The following is a 2247-nucleotide window of genomic DNA, read 5'->3' as shown; positions in this document are numbered from 1 at the left end:
CCCCGCCGTACCCGTCCACGGGTGCGGGTCGACCGTCGAGCTCCCCGGTTGGTCGTCTGAGGTGCAGGTGCGCTCGGCATCGGCGCGGGCGCGCTCGGCATCGGCGCGGGCGCGGGCGCGCTCGGCATCGGCGGAGGTGCCGCCGGGCGGACCCCCGGCCGACCCAGCCGGCTCATGGCCGGTTCCGGCCGTCACCGACCCATCGCCCCGGGCCGAATCCTCTTCGCGGTCAGCGTGATTGTGGCGCGCGACCACACCCACCGCTCCACTACCGGCATGCGCATCAACGGACGCGTCCGCCCCGGTCATCGCCGGGTCGGACGACCCGCCCGGCCGGGAGCGTTCGACCTCGGCCCGGCCCCGCGACCCCGCCGCGTCACCAACCCCCGCGGCCATCGGCGACCCTTTCGGCCCCGACGTGCAGGTGTCGGTTCTGATCGTCACCGCCTCGTCGCCGGATCCGGCGTCGTCGCCATCCTGCGGGGCCGGCTCGGCACTCGCGGCGGCTGTTCCGGACTTCTCACGGCCCCTGCGACCGGTGGCCGCCCCGGTCTCGGCCGTCGCGCCGAGGGCGCCGGCGGTGGGCTCGTCGCCGGCCCACCGCGCAGCGTCGGTCGTCTCGGCCCCGGTCTCGTCGCGGGTCTTCCCGGCTGCCCGGTCCCCGCGCCCGTCGGTGCGATTGGAGGCCGTCCCGGTCTCGGCCGTCGCGCCGGGGGCGCCGGGGGTGGGGTCCACCGGCTCTTCACCAGGCCCCGGCTCACCATCCCCGTGGCTGTCTGTGTGGTGGTCGACCTGGTCGCTAGCGCCGGTGGGCTGCGGGCCGGGTCCCGGGTCGTTGTCTTCGGCGTCGTGGGTGTCGCTGGTCTGGTGACTGGGTCCGGGCTGGTCAGTGTCGTCGTGGGCCTGGCCGTCGGGCTGGTCGGCGGCGGCGGCGTAGTCGGTGGCGTCGGTCTGGGCGGCGGCGTCGGCGAGGGCGGCCAGAAGCTCGTCGACCAGGTCATGGGGGACGGCCAGCTCGATGCGGTAGGCGCCGTGGGCATGGCCGAGGATGAGGTCGATCATCGCGTCGACGCGGGCCTGTTCCAGGGTCGGGTTGCGGCCCTCGTCGACGTACTGTTGAGCCAGCTGGTCGACCGCGGCCCAGGCGCGGCGGGAGTCCTCGAGGGGGATGGTGGCTTCCCATCGATCCACGCCCAGGTAGTCGGTGACCCGCCGAAGGGAGCGTTCGGCGCGGGCCCGGGCGGCGCGTTGCCGGACCAGAGCGGGGTCGATTGCTGCGAGCTCCCGGGTCACCCGGCGTCGCAGCGGCCCGGCCGTCTCCCGGCCGAGGCGGGGTGCGAGAGTCTCCGCGACCTGGTGGGCGACCGGGGCGGGGGCGTCGTGCAATTCGCTGGCCACGACCGAGGCGCGCCACCCGTCGAGCCGACCGGCGGCCATCACCTCCAGCACCGGCCGCAGGCACGTGGCCAACCGGACCGCGTCGTCCATCCGGGACGCGGCCGCCTGCTCGGAGACCCCCAGGGGGCCGGCGACCAGGCAGGGCCCGTCGATGCGGGTATGGCCCAGCGGGCCGGGGACATCCTCGATGGTGCCGTCCTCCCAGGCCTGCGGCTCGAACGCGGCGACCCGGGCCATCGCGAACGTCTGGACCGCGGCCAGCGCGTTGATGCTCTCCTGGCAGCTGGCCACCAGCTCGACCCAGTCGGTCACCGTCCCGACCGGTGCGTCCGGATCGGTCAGGTCCGCATAGACCCGACCTACCTCGGCCACCCCGAACGGAATCTCGAACATCTGTCCATTCTAGACCTGATACTCGCTCGGCACAAGTGTTCGAGGAAGGGTTCCCGCAGAGACCGTGGAGGTCCGCGGCACCGGCTCCGCCAACGGCCCCGACGACCGACCCGACACCCCGCGCAGGCGAGGCACCCGCACCGCGGGTCCCTCGTTTCCCAGACGCCAGCCAAGGCCGCAGCGGGAATCGCCGGCCCGGGGAGCGGAGGGGGTGCACAAGCCCCGATCGGGTGGCAGACCGCCAAGCCGGCCGGGTAAGCCCGGTCGACTGGGGTGGTGCACAAGCCCCGATCGGGTGCCAGATGGCCAGGCCGGCCGGGTGGGCCGGTCGACTGGGGTGGTGCAGAGGCCCCGATCGGGTGCCAGACCGCCAGACCGGCCGGGTGAGCCCGGTCGACTGGGGTGGTGCCCAAGCCCTGATCGGGTGCCAGACCGCCAGACCGGCCGGGTGGGGCG

At 74.8% G+C, this 2247-nt stretch carries 1 pseudogene; it reads right to left on the bottom strand.

The window, feature by feature from the left end:
- Positions 1 to 1791 (bottom strand): annotated as a pseudogene (locus BN12_RS24810) (hypothetical protein); the annotation flags it as partial.
- Positions 1792 to 2247: the final 456 nt, after the last annotated feature.

It is taken from the genome of Nostocoides japonicum T1-X7, from assembly GCF_001046855.1.
GTDB classification, from domain to species: domain Bacteria; phylum Actinomycetota; class Actinomycetes; order Actinomycetales; family Dermatophilaceae; genus Nostocoides; species Nostocoides japonicum.
This window is presented reverse-complemented; position numbering and strand designations above follow the sequence as displayed.